This is a genomic window from Winogradskyella sp. 3972H.M.0a.05 (assembly GCF_040493455.1).
Taxonomy (GTDB): Bacteria; Bacteroidota; Bacteroidia; order Flavobacteriales; family Flavobacteriaceae; genus Microcosmobacter.
Window position 1 is genome coordinate 25,144 of sequence record NZ_JANFDA010000003.1, and the last position, 19,306, is coordinate 44,449.

A 19,306-nucleotide genomic window follows, 5' to 3' on the forward strand; every position below is an offset into this window, starting at 1 on the left:
ACAGACTGAATAAAAAAAAGCGTCTTTTGTATAGACGCTTTATGTTGAAGTGTATAATTTAATTCCAGTTTTCATCAAAGCCAAGCTCATCATAGGTGTCAATGTCCATATCTTCATCCATATCGTCGAAGCCTTCAGGGTCATCCGATTCAAATAGTTTTTCTGGAGCTTGCTCTGGTAATTGACCATGTACGAACATTAGGTTTGGATAATCAGCACCTTTGGCTTCATCAACAATTTCAGCCAACTCAACAAAGAAGGTCCACATATTTAAGAAATCGTAGACGTAGATTAGCTTTGTCTGCGCTTCGTGGACGATATCATTGATTTTGGTTTCGTTCATTAATCGCGTGGTGTCCGTTCCTTCACCAAGACCAAACATTGATATTTCTTCACCCTGATTCCATTCTTCATCACTTACATAGAAGGATGCCATTTCCATACCATCAAAACCAAAGGATTGTGTAATGATGTTGTGTAAGTCTTCCATTGTGTCTGTTTCTCTTATTTCGAGATCACGAAACACGTCGTCTTCTGTATCATTATCTAATATGACTCTAAATCTATATATCATTATTTGTGTTATTAAGCATCAATAGATTGTGGCTGCTTTCTAGATTCAAGATACAAATAAAATTGCACTCCAAAAAGCAATGCAGCAATCACTAAATGTAAAGGTTGAGATAAGAATGGGAAATCAAAATAATACATAGCAATCCCAGTAATAACCTCTAAACCAATGAATATTAATACCCAGTTTATTTTTTGATAACCAAGTTCTAACTTTTTATTTCTAAAGAATAAGAACAAATTCAAGACCAGTACGATGACTGAAAATGTTCTGTGTATATAAAATGAAAATGGTGGTGAACTAAGCCACTCAAGCTTTTCATAGCCCAATAGTTTTACCTGTTCATCTACAAATTGTCTTACTTGTGTTCCAAGTGCTACTTGTACCAGAGTAAGTAGAATTGTAACGATGAGAATACTATGAAACAACTTGTCATATGTTTTTGAGTTAGATTTTTCTCTAGAGGCATAGATGAGGTATAGCAGTAAGGCGACTATTATCAAAGCCATTACCATATGAATGGTTATTTTGTATGGTGCAAGATTAGAGTCCACAACAGTTTTCCCTAACCATGCCTGGAAGCCCATTCCTACTAGTGTGAATATAGACACAATGGTAAGCCATTTATTTTTTCGCCATAACCAAAAAGAAAGTATGGTAAAGATTAAAATTGGAATTCCAGATAATGCTCCAGTAAGCCTATTGATATATTCTATCCACGTATGTGTTGGATTGTATTTTGCATAATCGTGTTTAGAATAATGTGTCCAATCACTTTTACTGAATGCACTTGATGATTTAAAGTCTTCATCGGCTTTCCACAGAGAATCATTTTGTATAATGATGATACCCTTTTCGTAAGCTTTGTTTGGCTTGAATTTTATTTCTGATTCTTCAGAAGGAGGGATGTAATACCCAAAACATTTTGGCCAATCTGGACAACCCATTCCAGAACCAGTCATTCTTACGACTGCACCAGCTATGATAACCAGATACACTAGTATCAATGCTGTTTTTGATATGTTATGAAAGGTCTTCAAGTATTGATATTTAGTTGTTTCTTAAAGCAAAGGCTATTGGCGACACCAATATATTGCCCATAGTTTTCAATCTGAGTGTATCCATTTTTCTGATAAAAATTTACAGCTTCAAATTGACGTTTACCAGTTTCGAGAATACAAGCTCCATAACCAAGTTCTTTAGCCCATTGTTCTAATTCTATGATCACATTACGAGCAAATCCTTGTCCTCGATACTGAGGTAATGTATACATTCTTTTGATTTCTACTGAACCTTCATCAAAGGGTCGAAATGCACCACAAGCTACAGCCTCACTATTGCTGTAAATAACGATTACGTTTTGTAGCGTTTCAATAGAATTGTATTGGTTATAAAAATCGTGTTCGTCACCATCAGTAACTCTTAGGTAGGCATCTAGTTGCGCCACCAGATTTATGAAATCTTCATTTTTAGAGTTGGTACGAACTGTTTTCACTGTGTTATTCTTCAATAGTCAATCCTAAGGCCAATCCTTTTTTTCTCATAAGCTCTAAAGCTGCTTCGCGTTCGTTTGGGATTTCGCCTTCAAGAATCGCTTCTTTAATTGTTTCCTTAATAATGCCTATCTCTTTTGAAGGTTTTATGCTGAAGGTTTTCATGATGTCTTCACCACTAACTGGTGGTTGAAAATTGCGAATATGATCGCGCTCTTCAACTTCAACAATTTTTTGACGAACAACCTTGAAGTTATTATGGTACTTCTTAAAACGCTTAGGGTTCTTGGTTGTAATATCTGCTTCGCACAAGGTCATTAAATCTTCAACATAGTCACCAGCATCAAAAACCAATCGCCTTACAGCTGAGTCTGTAACAATATCTTGCGAAAGGACTATTGGTCTAGAACTCATCAGTACCATCTTCTGCACAAACTTCATCTTGTCATTCAAAGGCATTTTTAAACGCTTGAAGAGTCTATACACCATTTTTGAGCCTTCAAATTCATGACCATGGAATGTCCAGCCGACTTTTTTACTGAACTTTTTAGTTGGTGCTTTTCCAATATCATGCAGCAAAGCTGCCCAACGTAACCATAGATTGTCTGTGGTCTTAGCAATATTGTCCACAACTTCTAGCGTGTGATAAAAGTTGTCTTTATGCTTTTGACCTTCTACCTCTTCAACACCTTTGAGTGCAAGAAGCTCTGGCATTATATGATCTAACAATCCTGTTTTTTCAAGTAATAAGAAACCTATTGATGGTACATCGCTCGATAGGATTTTATTGAGCTCGGTAACGATACGTTCCTTGGTAATAATCTTTATACGATCCTTATTCTTCGCAATAGCATTTAGAGATTGTGTTTCGATGTTAAAGTTTAATTGCGTTGCAAACCGAATGGCGCGCATCATACGCAATGGATCATCAGAATACGTAATATCTGGATCTAAAGGTGTTCTAATTATTTTTTGATCCAAATCCTTTATGCCATCAAATGGATCTAGTAAATTGCCATAATGTGCTTTAGAAAGGTTTAGTGCCAGTGCATTAATGGTAAAGTCTCTTCTATTTTGATCATCTTCTAAAGTACCATTTTCTACAACTGGGTTTCTGCTATCTTCATTATAACTTTCTTTACGAGCACCAACAAATTCTATTTCAATATCGTCATGGCGAAGCATTGCTGTACCATAGGTTTTGAAGATTTGAACCTTTGGGTTTTCGGGTAGTAGTTCTGCAACTTTTTTGGCTAACTCAATACCACTTCCTACTGCAACGACATCAATATCTTTTGCAGCACCACGCTGTAAAATATGATCTCTAACAAAACCACCAATAACGTAGCTGTCTACATTGAGTTCTTGTGCAGCTTCAGAAATGACATTAAATATATTATGTTGTAATGCGTCTTTGTAATTCATTAAATACCAAATTGAAATTTGGGATTATGTTTCAGGGCTTATTGGCGAATCACTTTTACCATACCATCTCCACTCAACTTAATAATAGCGGACGGTTTGGTATTCTTTTTTTCGCTTTGCAAATTTACGACATAGTCTACGCCTTTTAAAATATCATCGCTTATTTCTTTGAACGATTTTGGAGTGGGTTCATTGGAGATATTTGCTGATGTTGATACTAGAGGGCGTCTGAGTCTTTTAATGAGATTATGGGCAAATCCAGACCGAACAACTCTTATTGCTAAGGTATTATCATTGGCGATGAGGTTTTCTGCAACGCCTTTGGGTCTATCGTAGATAATCGTAGTGGGTTTATTGGCGTATTTCAAGATGTCATAGGCGACCTCAGGAACATCTTCGACATAGTGTTGCAGCATTTTAAAATCGGAAACTAAACATATCATAGTCTTACTTTCCTCACGCTTTTTTAGCTCAAAGATGTTTTGGATACCTTCATAGTTTGTAGCATCACATCCAATTCCCCAAACAGTATCTGTAGGGTAGAGGATAGTGCCTCCTTTTTTGAGTATTGCTAATGCGTCTTGAATCTCCTTCTCCACAGGTTATGATTTTTTTCTTAGATAGAAAATTGCCTGATCACCTCTTCCTTCTTTATTTAGAGCTTTGGCTTTACTAGTATATTGACGCTTTAAAGATTTCCAGAGCTTCTTAACTTCTGGCTTACTTCGTTCACTTAGCGAGATATCTTGCTTGTATAATTCGCTTCCTGCAAATTGAAAATATGTTGAATCGTAGTCTACTTTGAAGAGTTCCAAATTGGTTTGACCTGCTAAGATATCTATGCTTTCTTTGGAATGTAAAAAGAAATGTCTCGGTGCATCAAGTTGTACCCAGAGTTCTCTGTAATGCTCCCAAGCATAAGATGAAACTGTAGGGATTCGCAGTATGCAAACACCATCTTCAGTTAATAAATCATAAATTTTTTCTAGATTTTCTTTAGGATCACTTAAATGCTCAAAGGCATGATGATACGTAATGAAATCCCATTTCCCTTCCATGGAAAAAACGTCTGCTGCTTTTATTTCCAGACCATTGTCGTATTGAATATCCTCAGCAAGGTAAGGATCACAACCTAATATATTTTTGAAGCCACTCATAGCTAAAGGATACAAGAAATGTTCTCCATTACCGCAACCTACATCCAGAATCTTACTTTCAGTATTAATGTTGAGTCCAGAAAAAATATCATACCCTTTAGTTCCGAATAAGCTTAAAAATAATTTTTGTAATCCGTTTTGCCTAAGTGCAGTATACTTATATCGCTTTAATGCTAAATTACCTTTTAGGCTTCTGAAAATTTTGCCATCGTATTTTGAAAAGCTATAGTAGTCATTAGGATAATAGTCGCCAATATTATTAGGGAATTCAACAATTTGAAGGCACTTGCAATTTGAGCATTGAAAATACTCAAACGTTTCTCTTTTACCATACATCATTTCTTTAGCTATGATGTTCCTAGTGTTTCCTTCAGAATTATTGCAAACTCTACAGTGTAACGAATTGTCAATTGTTTCTTTATGAGTCATTTGTACTATTGCTTATTTTTTAAGGATTGAGCTCTCATATTTGGATTCAAAAATAATGGAATTAGTTTCCATTTTTTGGGTTTAAAAAGCATTGAAACGATTAGATATAGCCTAATTATCAACGCATTAAAAAAACCATAATTCTTTCTAATTACATACAGATACGAGATAAAACTTTCTCTTACAATGGCCATAGATTTTTTTGTACTCGCTCCAACGATATGTTCAATTTTAGCCTCAGAAACCAACATGGTTTTGTAACCTGCATTGAGAAGCCTTTGGCATATATCCATTTCTTCAAAATAAAGAAAAATATTTGTGTCAAAGCCACCAACCAGATTAAACGCATCACTTCTAAAAAACATAAGCGCACCATTAACCCAATTTACTTCGAGAGGTGTCTCGTATTCTAGTTTGCGATTAGGATATTTCTTTGGATCACGCTTTTCAAGATGTCGTCTTCCGAATAGTAGTCGTCTAAGCCTTTTATTGTGATCGAACGAAGGAACAAACTTGCCATCTTCATCATAGTTTTGGGCTGTAATTACACCAACTTTAGGATTGGATTCCATAAAATTGAACAGCAAGCTCATGCAGTCATTCAAAAAGAAAGCATCACTATTGAGAAATAGCAAATATTTAGAAGATGCATAGGCAGCTCCAAACATATTGCCGCCACCAAATCCTGTATTGACTTTGCTTCTGTATAGCGACACATTTTCTCGCTTTGGTAATTGAGATTTTAAATCATTGTAATCATCGAGTTCAGAGGCATTGTCTACAACGATGATTTCATAAGAAACCGACGAAGCAGTTTTATTGATAACAGTCTCAATACACTTTAATGTATATGAAGCTGTGTTGTAGTTGATGATTATTACGGAAACGTCTTTCATTTAGTTTTTTACTTGTAAGACAGACTTATATACGTTTAAATACTCTCTCGCAGCATTTTCCCAATTATATGATTTTGCTCTTTGTATGTACCAATCTGTGTAAAACTCAATATTCGATTTTACTTTGCTCATGCCATCTTTAACAATGTTAGCCATATATTCTGGATCATAGTGATCCCAATAAAATGAATGCTCGCCTCCAATTTCGGGCAAAGAGGTATTATTAGACAAGAAAGCTGGCTTACCAAATGTCATGGCTTCAATTGGAGGAAAGCCAAAACCTTCACGTAATGATGGAAATACCAAAGCATCGCAATGCTTATATAAATATTGCTTTTCTAGATTATCTATTTTTCCAGTTAACATAACTCTATCATTCATCTGATATTCCACTACTGTATCTCTCAGTTTTTGAGCGTAAGCTGAAGTATTGTTTCCAGCGAGGACAAGATTATAATCTGGTAAATACCTAAGCATTTCAACAAGGCTCAAAAAGTTTTTTCGTTCAGTAAAGTCTCCTATGCTAAATAGATAGGGTTTAGTAATATTTATTTTTGAAGAGAAATCTTCTGTAATTGTAATTTCGTCTAAAGGGTTTCCATTATAGATGACATATTCGGGGACATCAGGAACGTCGAAATGTTTGTGCGTATCCTGTTTAGCGAATTCGGAAATATAGACAATAGCATCACTTCGGTTTAGTTTCTTTTGAAACCTTTGCTTTTCTTCTGCTTGTTTTTTGCTAGTGTTTTCTGTAGTAAAATGAACATCATGAACGGTGAGCACATAAGGAATATCATAGAATGGTTCTACTTTGATATTTTGGTTCATGCTATGCCATAGATCATATTTTTTCCTAATCCTAAAAGGCTTATGTCTTGTTATGGATTTGTACTTATTATATTGAAATGAATCACCAAACTCTTGCTTCGCCTCATCTATGCTTTTCACATTCAAAACGATATTAAGCTCATCTTCAGATATATTCTGCAGCGCTTTAATAAGCTTGTAATTAAACTGCCCAAAGCCTGAGAATCTGTTTTTTAAATTATGACTTTCAAGAAATACAGTTGGTTTCATTTAGTCAATGTTTCTGTATGTAATATTTAGTGTAGAGATTAATCGTGGGTAAAAGTAATCATTTTAAAGGAGTAAATGCGCCAGTTTTATTCTGAAGAAGAACAGATGTAATTCTTTAAACTGTATAATGTTGAATAGTTTTATTACTGATTGTATATTTGATTTTTCATAAGTAGTTTCCAACTAATAAAATTATAAGTGCCTTTAACTAAGCAAATACATAATGAGTTTAAGCAACAAGAAACTCAACTAGATAATATTATCACAAATTTTGATGTTGAAGGTGAACCATTTGGAAATCAGGATAGGAATTCTTTAAAACTTTTTAATCTTGAAGGATTAACGCTAAATGTGAAGTCGTTCAGGGTTCCAAATATATTCAATCAAATTGCTTATAGATTCCTTCGGAAAAGCAAAGCCCAACGCTCTTTCGAATATGCGGTAAGACTCACAGAATTAAGTATAGGAACACCTCAACCCATCGCATTTTATGAGTTTACTACTGCGTTTCTTTTTAAAAAGAGTTACTACATCAGTGAACAGCAAGATTGCGATATTACCTATAGAGAACTCACCTTTGATTTTGATTACCCAAATCATGAAGAAATCCTAAGAGCTTTCACGAGATTCACTTACAATCTTCATGAGAATAATGTCCTTTTTTTGGACCATTCACCAGGAAACACATTAATACAAAAAGTAGGCGACGCGTATCAGTTTTATTTAGTTGATCTTAATAGAATGGCTTTTAAAGAGCTAGATTTTGAAACTAGAATCAAGAATTTTTCACGATTAACGATACACAAGTCCATGGTTGAGATCATGAGTGATGAATATGCCAAATGCATTAACGTAGACTATAAAAAGGTTTTCAACTTAATGTGGCAAGAAACTGAAGCGTTTCAAGAGCGATTTCATAGAAAGAGGAGGTTGAAGAAGAAATTAAAGTTCTGGAAATCTAGCTAAGTATTCTTCTTTATTAGTTCTCTGAGTTTAGCATATTTGAGAAAGGTTAAGTTTCCTGTTTGATAACAAATCATAAATCCATTAAAACCGTCCAAAAACCCTAGTCTTAGAAAGTATGCTTTGAAAAAAGCCCAGAAAGGATTCCACAATATTTTCCACATAGGTGCTTTTTTACCCAACTCAAAATAAGATTGTGCGGAAATAGAAGAGAACAGCTCCATTTTGTTATTAAACTCCGAATAGGTCTGATATGGCCAATGCAAAATATCTCCATTCAAAAATCCAATAGGAGCTTTTGGATCATTGAGTTTTACGGTTTCATGTATTTTATGACCTCCCCATTGAGCTTTTTGTCGATTAAAAACTCTAAGCTTTTTGTTAGGGTACCAATCGGAATGTTTTATCCATTGACCGCATAAATTATTGAAACGGTTTGCAAAATACCCATCATGAGTCCAGTTGGACTTTAAGTCGAGTATTGATTTTTGAAGTGGTTCAGAAAGAGATTCATCACCATCTAATGAGACAATATAATCATGACTAGCATGTTTAAGGGCAAAGTTTTTTTGCTCTACATAACCAAGAAATTCCTGCTCAATGAATGTTACATTATAAGCTTCACAAATAGATTTTGTCTTATCTGTAGAGAATGAATCTACGACAACAATCTCGTCAACAACCTTAGATAGTGATTGCAAACAGGTTTCAATATACCTTTCTTCGTTAAAGGTGATTATCACACCAGACAGTTTGATCATTGTTAATTAAATGTAGATTTGGTAAAAATACTATTTTTGCGGTAATGAAAGCACCCGAAATTTCAGTAGTAATCAGTACTTATAATAGTCCTGAATGGTTGAAGAAAGTACTTTACAGTTACCAATTTCAAACATTTGCAGACTTTGAAGTTGTTATTGCGGATGATGGCTCTAACGAAGAAACGAAACAGCTAATCGACAAGTTTACTGCTCAAGTTGATTTCCCAGTAAAGCATGTGTGGCATGAAGATAATGGGTTTCAAAAGACTATTATTTTAAATAAAGCATTGGTTGAATGTGATGCTGACTACGTACTTTTTACTGATGGGGATTGTGTTGCTAGATATGATTTTTTACAAACTCATATCGATCATCGGGCTAAAGGGATCTTTTTGTCAGGAGGCTATTTTAAATTACCAATGTCTATTTCAAAGTTAATTACGAAGGAGGATATTGAAAAAAGACATTGTTTTGATATAGATTGGCTAAAAGCGAATGGCTTTAAATCATCTTTCAAGAATAATAAAATCACAGCTTCTGGTACGAAAGCAAAGTTGCTTAACTTTTTTACACCAACAAGAGCTTCTTGGAATGGGCATAATTCTTCTGGGTGGAAGGCAGATATCTTGGCAGTTAATGGCTTTGATGAGCGCATGCAGTATGGAGGAGAAGATAGAGAGTTGGGAGAACGTTTATTCAATCTTGGTATTAAGTCGAAGCAAATACGCTACAGTGCAATTTGTGTGCATTTAGACCATGCGAGAGGGTATGTGAAACCTGAAATGATACAGAAGAACCTTGCTATAAGGGCTACTACTAAAAAAGAGAAACGTGTTTGGACTGATTATGGCATAAAAAAAAGTGCCAAAAGTTAACTCAGAAAAGCAGACAATTTATCTTCAAATAGCTCTGGATTAAATTCCTTGTACAATGCTTCTGAGTTTTTCTTTAATTCTTTAAGGTGTGATACTGAGTTGTAATGTTCAGGTTTAAAATCATTTAAGTGTACAGAGATATGGTTACTACCATCATCAAACATATTCCACGCTTCTTTAATAATCCATGGTGAGAATATGGTAAATGTAGGAATGTTGAGCGCTTTAGCCATATTCACCGCACCACCTTCATTGCCAATTAAGGCATCACAATGAGATGTAATTGCCAAGAAATCTCTGAGATTTTTGCCAAAAACATCAAAGAATATGTGATCTTGAACATGCTTATCACACAATTCATAAATCGCTCTAGCATCTTCAGCTTGTTTAGGAATATAATTAAACAAAATTTGAGAATCTGGTTTAGTATCGACAGTAGTTTTCAATACGCTAGCCATGTACTCAAAAGGGTATGTTTTTGATGCGCCACTTCCTAAAACGCTAATCATATAAAGAGGCTTGCTCAAATTAATACCGTTGGTCGTTAGAAATGCTTTGGCATTATTCTTTTCCGAATCTGTTAAATAGATTTTTGGTTTGATAATCGTATCGTTCGATAAGCCCAAAGGTTCTAATAATTGTAGCCTGTTTTCTACAGCTAATCCTGCGTTTGTTTTGGGTTGCTTTGCTTCACGAAATGTATTTGTATATAGAAAGGCGGTATAGCTTTTATGTTTTGAAATTCTTTTTTTTGCTTTTGAAAAGAATGTCATCAAATTGCTCGAGGTTTTAGAATATACATCTATAACGACATCATACTTTTCTTTTTTGATATGCTTTAAAAAACTATAAAACTTCGATTTGCTTTTTTCAATATCTGGAGAAACAAAAAGGAATTGATCAATAAATGGGTTATTCTCTACAACAGGATAAGTGTGACTATTAATAACATAATGTAATTCAGCATTGTTGTACTTACTTTTTATAGCTTCAAAAAGAATACTACTAGTAAGCACATCGCCAATCATTTTTTGTTGTATGATCAATACCTTCATACTATACTGCTAAATCGTACTCGCGTAGAGCATCATTCAGCGAGGTCTTTTTATTTGTGCTTTCTTTTCGTTTACCAATAATAAGAGCACACGGGACATTATAGTCGCCAGCTGCAAAAGTTTTAGTATAACTACCCGGAATTACAACAGATCTTGCTGGTACGATTCCTTTCATTTCTACTGGTTTGTCTCCTGTAACATCAATAATTTTGGTTGAAGCAGTTAAGACTACGTTGGCACCAAGTACGGCTTCTTTCTCTACTCTAACGCCTTCCACAACAATACAACGCGACCCAATAAAGGCATTGTCTTCGATAATTACAGGAGCAGCTTGTAATGGTTCTAAAACACCGCCAATACCTACGCCACCAGATAAATGCACATCTTTACCAATTTGCGCACAACTACCTACTGTTGCCCAAGTATCTACCATAGTACCTTCGTCGACATAAGCACCAATATTAACATAGCTAGGCATCATAATAACACCTTTAGAAACATAAGAGCCATGTCTTGCGATGGCATGAGGTACTACTCTAATGCCTTTCTCGGCATAGCCTCTTTTTAACGGAATCTTGTCGTGGTATTCAAAGATGCCTACTTCCATACTTTCCATTTTCTGAATAGGAAAATACAAGACTACTGCTTTTTTAACCCATTCATTAACTTGCCAACCATTTTCAGTTGGTTCGGCAACTCTCAATTCTCCAGAGTCTAAACGATCTATGACTTGTCTTATACTATCTATGGTATTTTTATCCTGTAAAAGACTCCTATCGTCCCAGGCACGTTCTATGGTTTCTCTTAATTGCTCCATTAATATGACTTAATTTTTGACAAAGATAATTTTATTGAAGCTAATTTCAGATACTTTTTAAAGAAAGGATTTTACCAATATGTGACCTGTTAAAAAAACATGTGTCTTAATATACGATGAGATGATTTTACTATGCAAGAGAGTATAGATCATTGATTTATAGCTAATTTTTTTAACTCTTCTTTTATCCCCACAAAAGGAGAGTTTTTTTATGCAATTTTTAATCTATATGTGACCTATTAAAAAAAGGTGTGTCATAAGAGTAATTGATGATATGATTTTTTTTATTGAGGGTAAAATCATGGATTCTAATTAATAGCTAATTATTTTTTAAAACTCTTCTTGCTTGTCGAGAAGAGTTTTTTTTAGTGTTACATTTGCAATTAGTATGGCGAGATTACTAGCAATAGATTATGGAACAAAGCGTACAGGGATTGCAATTACTGATGAATTGCAAATCATTGCCTCTGGACTAAAGACTGTTGAAACAAAAGAGCTTATTGCTTTTCTAAAGGAATATACCAGTACGGAAGACGTTGAGGCTTTTGTATTAGGAGAGCCAAAACAATTGAATAACGAACCTTCGGAGAGTGAATTAGCAATAAAAGCTTTCCTAAAAGCTTTGGAGTATAACTTTCCCAAGATTCCAGTAATACGAGTAGACGAGCGATTTACTTCCAAAATGGCATTTCAAACTATGATCGATAGTGGGTTGTCTAAAAAACAACGCAGAAACAAAGCCCTGATTGATGAGATCAGTGCGACTATAATTTTACAAAGCTATCTCTATTCTAAATCCTCATAAGATTGTATTTTTGCACCCGAAAATGATTAATGTATGATTTTACCAATTGTTGCTTATGGCGATCCGGTTTTAAGAAAAAAAGCAAAGGATATTTCTGAAGATTATCCAAAGCTTTCGGACTTAATTGATAACATGTACGAAACCATGTATGGAGCTTATGGCGTTGGACTGGCTGCACCTCAAATAGGTTTGCCAATTCGTTTGTTCCTTGTAGATACATCTCCTTTTTCTGAAGATGAATCGTTGACAGATGAGGAGCAAGCTCAGTTGAAAGACTTTAAAAAGACCTTTATAAATGCTAAGATTCTGGAAGAAGATGGAGACGAATGGGCTTTTAATGAAGGTTGCTTAAGTATTCCTGATGTTAGGGAAGATGTCTTTAGAAAACCACATATAAAGATTCAATACCAAGATGAAAATTTTGAAACTCATGTTGAGGAATATGATGGTTTAATAGCGAGAGTTATTCAGCATGAATACGATCATATCGAAGGTGTTTTATTTACTGACAAACTATCTTCTTTCAAAAAGCGTTTGATAAAAAGTAAATTGGCTAATATTTCTAAAGGGAAAATTAATATCGATTATAGAATGCGTTTCCCTGCAATGAAAAAGAAACGTTAATATATCTCAATTTAATTTGTCAAAATTTTATATTTGCCCACTCTAAAAAACAACTATGAGTTTAGATAAAATTCTTTCAGTATCAGGTAAACCAGGACTTTTTAAGATTGTTGCTCAAACACGCACAGGTGCTGTTGTGGAGTCTCTAATCGATAAAAAGAGAATCACTGTTGGTGTTCACAGTAATGTGAGTATTCTGAGCGAAATTGCTATTTATACATTGACTGAAGAGGTGCCTTTACGAGAAGTATTAGGAAAAATAAAAACAAAGGAGAATGCTGAAAAAACTTCAATCAGCCATAAAGATGGTAAAGATGCATTAGAAGAATATTTCTTTGATGTTTTACCAGATTATGATGAAGATAGAGTTTATGCTTCTGATATAAAGAAGATTATTCAGTGGTATAATTTGCTTCACACTAATAACTTATTAGATATACTAGAAGAAGAAACTGTAAGTGCTGAAGAGGAAGAATAATAAGCATTAAAATGATAAAATATATAAAGCACTTCAATAGTTTTTTGAGGTGCTTTTTTAGTTGTAAATTAAACGACGAAACACGGTTACACAATGAGCGATAAAACAGATCAACTAAAAGCATTTGAGCGTTTACTAATCATTATGGATGAGTTGAGAGCGCAATGTCCATGGGATAAAAAGCAGACTATGGAATCCTTGAGACATCTTACTATTGAAGAAGTTTATGAGCTCGGCGATGCTATTTTGGATAGTGACTTAGATGAGGTCAAAAAAGAGCTGGGAGATGTTCTATTGCATATTGTATTCTACGCAAAGATTGGTAGTGAAACTAATGCTTTTGATATTGCTGATGTATGCCACAGTATTTGTGATAAGTTAGTGGAGCGGCATCCACACATTTATGGTGATGTGAAGGTAAATGACGAAGAAGATGTAAAACGAAATTGGGAACAATTAAAACTAAAAGAAGGTAAGAAGAGTGTGCTAGAAGGTGTTCCAAAGAGTTTGCCAGCCATGGTGAAAGCCAATAGAATACAAGACAAAGTTGCTGGTGTAGGTTTTGATTGGGAAGAACCAAATCAAGTATTTGAAAAGCTTCAGGAGGAACTCAGTGAATTGCAGGAAGAGGTCAATAAAAATGATAAGGATAGGATAGAGGCTGAGTTTGGTGATGTACTATTCTCTATGATTAATTATGCTCGCTTTTTGGATATAAATCCCGAGAATGCTTTAGAGCGTACCAATAAAAAGTTTATCAAAAGATTTCAATATTTAGAACAAAAATCTAAAGAAATTAATAAGACACTCAAAGACATGAGTCTTGCCGAAATGGATGTGTATTGGGATGAAGCCAAGAAACAATAATTTTTCTATTTCGACATCCAAATTAACACCTTCTATCGTATATAGAATAGTTAGAAACTTTTCTTAATAGTTTCATAATCATAAGTAGGTAATCTTAATTATATTTTAAGCGGTTATGATTAAGGTTAAAATTTAGTTTAGTTAGGAACAAACCCTATCAATTTGTTGATAGGGTTTGTTTGTTTTTAGTAGAGTTCTTTTATCTTTTTTAGCTTTTCTCGCCAAACCGATAAGTTGTCTCTGTGTTTTTTTATGTTGTTATGGACTTCCTTAACCAAAGGATTGTCATCATCTACATTAGAGAAAAACTGTAAGTTGTTTTCTAGCTGATTTATTTCAGAAGAAATTTCATCGATCTTTTTTCTAATGAAGTTTCGCTCGTTATCCAATGAGGCTGTATTGTCTGGATTACTGAGTGTTTCAAGCTTATTTTCAAACTTAATCATTTCAACCTTAGACTTATCCATCTTCAATTTATCAAACAAGCCATCTATGGTTTTGTAGAATTTGCCATCGATAAATCGCTTTTGGTAAGGTACTTTACCAATAGTCTTCCAATTAATAAGAGCTTCTTTTAATGCAGCAATATCGTCTTCTGGTTTTTTAGAAAATTTGAAATCCTTTAACTCAGTAAGCATGGCTTGCTTCTTATCGAAGTTATCATAGAATTCTTTATCAGCAGCTTTTCGTTCTGCATGAAGCCTGTCGAAATAGTGATTACAAGCATCTTTAAAACGTTTCCATATTTTGTCACTATCGCGTCGAGGTACATGTCCTATCTTTTTCCAGTCGCTTTGGATTTTCTTCATTAAAGGCGTTACAGTATCATAGTCTTCACTATTCTTGTTGTCTTCAGCGACTTTGATAAGATCCATTTTTTTCTGAAGGTTTTCGTACTGCTCTTTCTTTAACCCTTTGTAGAATGCATTCTTTTTTCTATTGAATCCTCTAACGGCTTCTTTGAACTTAGCCCAAGTGGCTTCATTAACTTTTAATGGTACTTTCCCTGCATTAAAGAAATCTTCTCTAAGAGACTCAACAGTTTTTATCTTCTTTTGCCAGCTTTGGTGAGAATTTCCATTGTCTCCAGTTACTGCATCTATAGACGCAATGATTTCTTCTTTTTTTACAAGATTCCCTTCATATGCTTTGTCAAGATCTGCATAATACGTTTGTCTCTTATCATGAATTATTTTTGTAGCAGCACTAAAGCGTTGCCAAATCTCTTCACGATGCTCCTTAGCTACAGGACCAAGTTCTTCTTTCCACATCTTATGAAGCACTTGCAGTTCTCTGAAGGATCTGTTTATGTTATCATCTTTAGCCAACTCTTCAGCACGGTCAATAATCTTAATCTTGTTTTCTAAGTTGTGCTTAAAGTCCATATCGCGGAGGTCGCGATTAAGGTGTAAGAAGTCGTAAAAACGTTCTACATGATGATGATAGCTATTCCAAGCATTATTGTATTTATCCCTAGGAATCGGACCTGCATTTCGCCATTTTTCCTGTAATTCTTTAAAATGCTTATAGGTCGTATTTATATTTTCTTCAACATTGAGTAAGCCTTTAATCTCTTCAATAATCTCTATACGATTTTGAAGATTGGCTTTCAACGTATTCTCTAAATCCTTGTAGTAAGACGAAATACTGTTGCGATAGTCTTTGTAAGCACTATTGAATCGCTTCTTCACGTCGCTAGAGTAGTAAAAATCTATTGGATTACCGCCTTTGCTAACAAACTCTTCTTTCTTTTCGTCAACTAAGGCACTGTATTTAGAATTGAATTCAGATTTAATTTGATTGACATGCGACTTTATAGTTTGAATTTTTTGGTGCTTGAGTAAGCTTTCAAATTCACTTGCCAATTGATCTAAGGACATGGCGTGGTAGTCCTTTTCTTCTAAGAGATGACGTTCAGCGTTAGATTCGTCTTCAGCATCTTCGGCATTAGAAGCATCAATTTCTTCTACATGATCTTCTATCGCTTCTTCTTTTACGTCTTCTTGTTCGGTTTCTGTACTCTCTTCAGGAGCTTCTTCTTTTACGTCTTCGATTTGCTCAGTAGCTTCAGATTCTATTGTAGCATCTAGAGTCTCATCATTTGGTGTGTTAGAATTTGCTTCTGTTACTTGAGTATCTTTTTCTTGTTTTCCATCTGCGTCTTGCAGGTTATCATTCTCGGACATAGTCAATCTATTTACTATCAGAAGCTAATATACTAACTCAATGTTTAAATACAAAAGGACTAAGCGTTAAAGGTAAAATTTATACCAAGTTCCAGATTTTCCAAGATTTTTCTGCCTGTAGTTCTAACATTCTCAAGCCATTCACTGTGGTTGCTCCTTTTATTTCTCCACAAAGCAAGAACTTAGTTTGGGATGGATTGTAAATTAAGTCATACAAAAGATGCTTCTCAGTGATACCATCGTAAGGAATATCTGGACAAGAATTTACATTTGGATGCGTCCCCAGAGGTGTACAATTAATGATAATTGAATATTCTGAAATGATGTCTATAGTAAGTTCATCATAGGTGTAGGTTACTGTTTCGTTAGCAGATCTTGAAACGTAATCGTAAGGAATTCTAAGTTTGTCCAATGCATAAGCTATCGCTTTAGACGCACCTCCAGTACCAAGTATCAAGGCTTTATCGTGATGTGATTCCAAGTAAGGTTTTATAGAATTCCTGAAACCATACCAATCCGTATTGTAGCCTTTTAATTTTCCCTTTTTTGAAATCACCACAGTATTAACAGCACCAATTTTTTTAGCTTTTTTACTAAGTGTATTGAGATAGGGAATAATAGCTTCTTTGTAGGGTATTGTTACATTTAGTCCTCTCAACCTGGGATTGGATTTAATTAACTTTGGAAACGCTTCAATAGAATCTATATCAAAGTTTTTATATGAAAACGGAAGATTTTCATTTTCAAACTTTGCCTTGAAATAAGTTTTTGAAAATGAATAAGAAATATTTTTACCTAGTAGTCCTAATTTAGACTTTTTGTGCTCTGGTGCGTTGCCCATACCATTCTAATCCAAGAACAATTAAAATTCCAATAATAATATACAAAATTGCCCAATATGTTTCTGGTTTCAATTCTGGCACATAGCGAACATAATTTTCAATGATTTCTTTACCTGTAGAATCCAGTAGAACCGAACCATCTTCAGCAACTTTGTATACTGTATTTTTCCATGGCCAAACAACTCCTAGAGAACCAATAATGAATCCTATTATTGTAGCCATGGTTATGCTTTTGTAATGTTTTAGTATGTAATTAAGAACATGAGAAAAGGTCACTAATCCGGTAACAGATCCTAAAGTGAAAACCCCAAGTACCTTAAGCATTCTCACACGCTCGCTATTATTTATAAAATCAAAATTTCCTTTAAAAATATCTGAAAATGTATCGTAGAGCGCATTTACTGAATCTACGAGTAGGAGTACATAGTTGCCTAGAAGTATTAATATAAATGATCCTGAAAATCCTGGTAAAGTCATTCCGGATACACTAATGATTCCACATATGAAAACAAACCAGAGATTATCGTTTTCCATTGCTGGGTCTAGGAAGCTAATGCTTACACCGATAACAACACCAACTAAAAGAGAAATTACAGTTCTATAGTTCCAATCTTTAAAGTCTTTATTGATGTAATAGATAGATCCTATAATCATTCCAAAAAACAAACTCCAGACATAAAGCTGATAATGCTCTAGAAGATAGTCTAGTATTTTTGAAACGCTGAAGTAGCTGACAATCATTCCGAAGAATAAAAGTCCTAAAAACCTACCGTTGATGTATCTAAAGAAACTTCGAAACCTCCAGTTGAAAAGTAATTTAAAGGCTTTGCCATTTACCCGTTGTAAGGAATAGATGAACTCTTCATAAAAACCTGCAACAAATGCGACTACACCACCTGAAACACCTGGAACTTTATTGGCAGCTCCCATTGCCAGACCTTTAATGACTAGGAAAAGTTTGTCTTTAAATGATCTTGTGGATTCCATTATGCACTTTCCTTTCCTTTTCCAAGATATTCTAGGATAAGAATACTAGCGATACCTAAAATCATTAAAACAATGGCAATAACTAATTGATTATCTCCTTCAAAAGAAAAAGGAGAGATGCTCTCTTCTACAAGTGGTACTTTTTCACCATGTGAATTGGTTCTCCAGCTCAACACATTTTTCCAAGGCCAAATTTTGTTCAAGGATCCAATCATAAATCCTGTAAGTGCTGCAAGCGTTAGGTTTTTATGATTCTTGAACATCCAATTAAGAATCTTTGAAAAAACTTTAATACCCACGATAGCACCAATAGCCAACATTGCGAATTTTAAAAGTGCGTCTTTCAGTAATTCAAAATTCATTGTAGAAACGCCTTCTCTCAGATTATTTACAGTATCAATCGCGGTACCGTAAGCACCTAAAATCAGGAGAATAAATGCTCCTGAAACACCTGGTAGAATCATGGCTATGATGGCAATAAAACCACAAAATAGCAAGTATAAAGAACTGTCTGGTGATGCAAATGGTTCGGCAGTTGTTATGAAATATGAGACTACTGATGTTAGGATAATAGCAATGCAGAGCTTAAAATCCCATTTTTTTATTTGCTTTCCTATAAACCAAATACTCGCCAAAACTAAACCAAAGAAGAAGGCCCAGAGTAAGATAGGTTCATTTGTCAATAGCCATTTTATAGCCTTAGCTAAGGACAATATACTTATCGCTACACCAGTGAAGAGGGCTAGTAGAAAAGTACCGTTTATAGATTTCCAGGCAGCTTTAAAACCTTCTTTACGCCAAGTTTTAAATACACCAAAATTTACACGGTCTATACTTTCTATAAGTTCTTCGTAAATACCTGAAATAAAAGCGATAGTACCACCAGAAACGCCTGGTACCACATCCGCAGCTCCCATGGCTAATCCTTTGAGGCTGATAATAAAATAGTCTAAAAAACGTCTTTGCATTGTCTATTTTGAGAAATAGAATGTAAA

Annotated in this window: 21 protein-coding genes; 6 read left to right on the top strand and 15 right to left on the bottom strand. The window is 34.6% G+C overall.

Annotated features, from left to right (window positions below):
* Positions 1-58 precede the first annotated feature (58 nt).
* Genes NCE97_RS07110 through NCE97_RS07145 form a run of 8 tightly spaced genes read right to left on the bottom strand, consistent with a single transcriptional unit; the run spans position 59 to position 7,051 of the window.
* Positions 59-574: an IS1096 element passenger TnpR family protein gene (locus NCE97_RS07110; protein ID WP_353778299.1), complete on the bottom strand. Its 516-nt coding sequence runs from the start codon at positions 572-574 to the stop codon at positions 59-61.
* A gap of 11 nt (positions 575-585) precedes the next feature.
* A complete protein-coding gene (locus NCE97_RS07115; protein WP_353778300.1) occupies positions 586-1,611 on the bottom strand; it encodes a COX15/CtaA family protein in 1,026 nt (341 codons plus the stop codon).
* Positions 1,608-2,066 (bottom strand): GNAT family N-acetyltransferase, encoded by a 459-nt coding sequence (locus NCE97_RS07120; protein WP_353778301.1) that lies wholly within the window; start codon positions 2,064-2,066, stop codon positions 1,608-1,610. The genes NCE97_RS07115 and NCE97_RS07120 overlap by 4 nt, the downstream gene beginning before the upstream one ends.
* A 4-nt stretch (positions 2,067-2,070) precedes the next feature.
* Complete coding sequence (locus tag NCE97_RS07125) at positions 2,071-3,489, bottom strand: CCA tRNA nucleotidyltransferase (protein WP_353778302.1); 1,419 nt, start codon at positions 3,487-3,489, stop codon at positions 2,071-2,073.
* Positions 3,490-3,527: 38 nt separating this feature from the next.
* Positions 3,528-4,088 carry an L-threonylcarbamoyladenylate synthase gene (locus NCE97_RS07130; protein WP_353778304.1) on the bottom strand — a complete coding sequence of 187 codons (561 nt, stop codon included), beginning with the start codon at positions 4,086-4,088 and terminating at the stop codon, positions 3,528-3,530.
* A gap of 3 nt (positions 4,089-4,091) precedes the next feature.
* Complete coding sequence (locus tag NCE97_RS07135) at positions 4,092-5,075, bottom strand: class I SAM-dependent methyltransferase (RefSeq protein WP_353778305.1); 984 nt, start codon at positions 5,073-5,075, stop codon at positions 4,092-4,094.
* 5 nt (positions 5,076-5,080) lie between these two features.
* Positions 5,081-5,971: a glycosyltransferase family 2 protein gene (locus tag NCE97_RS07140; protein WP_353778306.1), complete on the bottom strand. Its 891-nt coding sequence runs from the start codon at positions 5,969-5,971 to the stop codon at positions 5,081-5,083.
* The gene (locus NCE97_RS07145; RefSeq protein ID WP_353778307.1) at positions 5,972-7,051 is read right to left on the bottom strand and encodes a glycosyltransferase family 4 protein; all 1,080 of its coding nucleotides are present in this window, start codon (positions 7,049-7,051) and stop codon (positions 5,972-5,974) included.
* A 198-nt stretch (positions 7,052-7,249) separates the two neighbouring features.
* Between NCE97_RS07145 and NCE97_RS07150 the strand changes: the two genes are divergently transcribed.
* Positions 7,250-8,017, top strand: coding sequence for a lipopolysaccharide kinase InaA family protein (locus NCE97_RS07150; RefSeq protein ID WP_353778308.1), 768 nt, complete (start codon positions 7,250-7,252; stop codon positions 8,015-8,017).
* On the opposite strand, the gene NCE97_RS07155 is transcribed toward NCE97_RS07150, so the two are convergent.
* The gene (locus NCE97_RS07155; RefSeq protein WP_353778309.1) at positions 8,014-8,775 is read right to left on the bottom strand and encodes a glycosyltransferase family 2 protein; all 762 of its coding nucleotides are present in this window, start codon (positions 8,773-8,775) and stop codon (positions 8,014-8,016) included. The genes NCE97_RS07150 and NCE97_RS07155 overlap by 4 nt on opposite strands.
* A gap of 44 nt (positions 8,776-8,819) precedes the next feature.
* Here NCE97_RS07155 and NCE97_RS07160 point away from each other — a divergent pair, with 44 nt between their 5' ends.
* Positions 8,820-9,650, top strand: a complete 831-nt coding sequence (locus NCE97_RS07160; RefSeq protein WP_353778310.1) for a glycosyltransferase family 2 protein — start codon at positions 8,820-8,822, stop codon at positions 9,648-9,650.
* Here the strand turns inward: NCE97_RS07160 and NCE97_RS07165 are convergent.
* Together NCE97_RS07165 and NCE97_RS07170 are read right to left on the bottom strand one after the other, a co-directional pair.
* Positions 9,647-10,705, bottom strand: a complete 1,059-nt coding sequence (locus NCE97_RS07165; protein WP_353778311.1) for a glycosyltransferase family 9 protein — start codon at positions 10,703-10,705, stop codon at positions 9,647-9,649. The two genes, NCE97_RS07160 and NCE97_RS07165, sit on opposite strands and share 4 nt — an antisense overlap.
* A gap of 1 nt (position 10,706) precedes the next feature.
* On the bottom strand, positions 10,707-11,522 hold the full coding sequence (locus tag NCE97_RS07170) for a 2,3,4,5-tetrahydropyridine-2,6-dicarboxylate N-succinyltransferase (protein ID WP_353778312.1): 816 nt from the start codon (positions 11,520-11,522) through the stop codon (positions 10,707-10,709).
* A 388-nt stretch (positions 11,523-11,910) separates the two neighbouring features.
* Between NCE97_RS07170 and ruvX the strand changes: the two genes are divergently transcribed.
* The 4 genes from ruvX to mazG all read left to right on the top strand — a co-directional run bounded on the left by ruvX (position 11,911) and on the right by mazG (position 14,296).
* Entirely contained in the window at positions 11,911-12,327 is a 417-nt protein-coding gene (ruvX, locus tag NCE97_RS07175; protein WP_353778741.1) for a Holliday junction resolvase RuvX, read from the top strand.
* Positions 12,328-12,360: 33 nt separating this feature from the next.
* Complete coding sequence (gene def / locus NCE97_RS07180) at positions 12,361-12,951, top strand: peptide deformylase (protein WP_353778313.1); 591 nt, start codon at positions 12,361-12,363, stop codon at positions 12,949-12,951.
* A gap of 55 nt (positions 12,952-13,006) precedes the next feature.
* Complete coding sequence (locus tag NCE97_RS07185; RefSeq protein ID WP_353778314.1) at positions 13,007-13,429, top strand: DUF5606 family protein; 423 nt, start codon at positions 13,007-13,009, stop codon at positions 13,427-13,429.
* A gap of 93 nt (positions 13,430-13,522) precedes the next feature.
* Entirely contained in the window at positions 13,523-14,296 is a 774-nt protein-coding gene (mazG, locus tag NCE97_RS07190) for a nucleoside triphosphate pyrophosphohydrolase (protein ID WP_353778315.1), read from the top strand.
* Positions 14,297-14,481: 185 nt separating this feature from the next.
* Here mazG and NCE97_RS07195 read toward each other — a convergent pair whose 3' ends face one another.
* The 4 genes from NCE97_RS07195 to NCE97_RS07210 all read right to left on the bottom strand — a co-directional run bounded on the left by NCE97_RS07195 (position 14,482) and on the right by NCE97_RS07210 (position 19,279).
* On the bottom strand, positions 14,482-16,482 hold the full coding sequence (locus tag NCE97_RS07195) for a DUF349 domain-containing protein (RefSeq protein ID WP_353778317.1): 2,001 nt from the start codon (positions 16,480-16,482) through the stop codon (positions 14,482-14,484).
* 79 nt (positions 16,483-16,561) lie between these two features.
* Complete coding sequence (locus NCE97_RS07200; protein WP_353778318.1) at positions 16,562-17,323, bottom strand: shikimate dehydrogenase family protein; 762 nt, start codon at positions 17,321-17,323, stop codon at positions 16,562-16,564.
* Positions 17,292-18,311, bottom strand: a complete 1,020-nt coding sequence (locus tag NCE97_RS07205; protein ID WP_353778320.1) for a DUF368 domain-containing protein — start codon at positions 18,309-18,311, stop codon at positions 17,292-17,294. The genes NCE97_RS07200 and NCE97_RS07205 overlap by 32 nt, the downstream gene beginning before the upstream one ends.
* Positions 18,311-19,279, bottom strand: a complete 969-nt coding sequence (locus NCE97_RS07210; protein WP_353778321.1) for a DUF368 domain-containing protein — start codon at positions 19,277-19,279, stop codon at positions 18,311-18,313. The genes NCE97_RS07205 and NCE97_RS07210 overlap by 1 nt, the downstream gene beginning before the upstream one ends.
* Between the last annotated feature and the right edge of the window lie 27 nt (positions 19,280-19,306).